3 protein-coding genes are annotated in these 2,463 nt (G+C 67.5%); all 3 read left to right on the top strand.

Annotated elements, in window-relative coordinates:
* Nucleotides 1-179: 179 nt before the first annotated feature.
* A complete protein-coding gene (locus ACFWPJ_RS14955; protein WP_378851417.1) occupies nucleotides 180-656 on the top strand; it encodes a hypothetical protein in 477 nt (158 codons plus the stop codon).
* 62 nt (nucleotides 657-718) lie between these two features.
* Nucleotides 719-2,050 (top strand): serine hydrolase domain-containing protein, encoded by a 1,332-nt coding sequence (locus ACFWPJ_RS14960; RefSeq protein ID WP_378851420.1) that lies wholly within the window; start codon nucleotides 719-721, stop codon nucleotides 2,048-2,050.
* A gap of 130 nt (nucleotides 2,051-2,180) precedes the next feature.
* The coding region (locus ACFWPJ_RS14965) for a GntR family transcriptional regulator (protein WP_378851423.1) at nucleotides 2,181-2,463 on the top strand (283 nt) is incomplete at its 3' end.

Raw genomic sequence — 2,463 nt, forward strand, 5'->3', positions numbered from 1 at the left:
CACCGCGACCGGCCCGACGTCTCGGTTGGTCATCGAAATCGCCACCGCGAGCTGACGTCACCCGCTCACAGCCAGTACGGTCGATATGTTCGGCTCCGGTGCTATCCGGTGTCGGCGGTCCCGAGGGAGGAGAGGGAGACATGAGACAACGGGAACGACTGGGGGTCACAACGGCACTCGTGGCCGTCACGACCGGAATGGTGCTGGTGGCCTGCACCAAGCAGGTGCCGGGCGACGCCCAGGCCAACCAGACCGACCTCGCCTCCTACACCTCCGAGGTGGCCGCTTCCTCGGCGGCACGGGTGAAAAAGGCCAACGACACGGCCTGCGACGGACTGCGCGCGGCCAACAAGAGCTCGGTGACCGCGTTCAACGCCTACATCGACGCCAGCAACACCAGGGCGCCCGACACCGACACCAAGGCCAACGACGCGGTCGCCACGCTGCGCAACAACGCCAAGGACCTCGGCCGCAAGATCACCAACGATGTGATCGCGGACCTGGCCGAGCCGTTGCGTTCCTACCGCGACAACACCAACACCCTCGCCGACACCCTCGAACGCCGCGCCCCCACCGACGAACTCAACGGTGTGATCGACACGTTCAACGCGGCCAAGGACACCGCGATCGAGGTCTGCAAGCCCTACCAAAACTGAGCCCCGTAACAAGAACGTGATCGTTCACGATTCCCTTCCGGAATGTCTTTCTGGAGGGTTGAGTGCACGGCTATCTGAAATATGTTGTAGCAGCAGCGATTACCACGCTGACGCTCACCTCGGGAGCGCTGCTGCCCGCCACGGCGCAGGCCGACCCGGTCACCGCGAAGCAGTGTGAGGTCAGCTCGGGCCGCACACCGCAGACCGCGACGCCCGCCGAGGCCGCCCTCGACCCGGAGCGCGCCGCCGCCGCCATGAACCTGGCGATCGACACCACCCGCTTCAACATCCAGCTCTACCGCAACAACTGCCTGGTGGCCGGCGGCCCGCGCAATGCCGAATCCGGTGGGGTGCCCTGGAATCTGTGGAGCGGGACAAAGAGCGTGGTCGCGCTGGTCGCGGGACTGGCCGTGGACGAGGGCCGACTGCTCATCGACGAGCCGATCGACCGCTATCTGCCCGCCGGTCTCGGCGACGAGGCACACCGGGCGATCACCGTGCGCAACCTGCTCACCGAGTCCTCCGGGATGGAGGTCGCCGTCGCCGCCGAGGGCGCGACCGGGCTGGCCGCGCTGGATCCGAATGTCGTCGCCCAGGCGCTGGCGATGCCGATCGAGCGCCCGCAGGGCACCATGTTCCGCTACAGCCAGCGCGCGGTCGACCTGCTCGTCTATGTGATCCAGCAGGCCGTCGGCGAGGACTTCCAGACCTTCGCGCAGCGAAAGCTGTTCGACCCGTTGGGTATCGCGCGCAGCGACTACTTCTGGGCCCGCGACCGCGCCGGGAACACCTACGGTCACGCGCATCTGATCCTGCCGCCGGACGATTTCGCGAAACTCGGTCTGCTGGTGGGCAATCGGGGACGCTGGAACGACCTGCAGGTGATCTCCGACGACTACATGCGCGCGGCGCTGTCCCCGTCTGCGAGCATGCCCTGCTACGGCTTCCTCTTCGTGATCAACGGCGCACCGTGCCGCCTCGAGTTCCCCGGTCTGCCCGACGACGCGGTGAAGATGTCGGGCATGCTGCGCAACGACAGCTACATCGTCCCGAGCCTGGGATTGATGCTCAACTGGACCGGTGTCGCGACGCCGGGCGCCTCGTCGACCTACACCCACAATGTGATGCGCACGCTGGTCTCGGCCTTCGTCGACAAGCAGCTGCCCGATCCCGGCCCGTACCAGGAGCGCCCGGACGTGAGCGTCACCGATCCGATGATCGCCCGCCCCGACGCCTTGTTCGGCACCCTCGGCATCGGCCCGTACGCCTACCCCGGCTGTAGTTTCGTCGACTGCCTCGGCGAGACGCCGAAGCCGCCGTTCTCCGACTGGCCGCCCGGCTGCGTCGTGCTCGGCTGCGTCGGCAGCAACCCCGCCACACCCGGTATCCGCTGAAAGGTGATGTGGCGGCGCCGGAGCCGCCGGCGCGCGAGGCTTTCGTCGTTTGCCGAGGTCGCGTATTCTCGAACCACCGGACAGGACCAGTAGGGACCGGTGCACCGCTCGCGAGTAAGGAGCCGCCCTCATGCCCGCACCGCTGCGCGACAGCGCAGTGCCCAAACACGAACAGCTGCGCGCGATTTTGTTGCAGAAATGCACGCGCGAGCTGCAGCCGGGCGACCTGATGACCAGCGAACGCAATCTCATGCAGGATTACGGCGTCAGCCGGATCACCGTACGCGAGGCGATCGGCCAACTGGTCAACGAGGGCTATCTGGTGCGGGTGCGCGGCAAGGGCACCTTCGTCGCGCACCGGCCGGTGCCCGCTCGCCCGCACCGGGCCACCCGGAGCCGCCCGTTTCCCCCGC

Source organism: Nocardia sp. NPDC058497, assembly GCF_042720195.1.
GTDB lineage: Bacteria > Actinomycetota > Actinomycetes > Mycobacteriales > Mycobacteriaceae > Nocardia.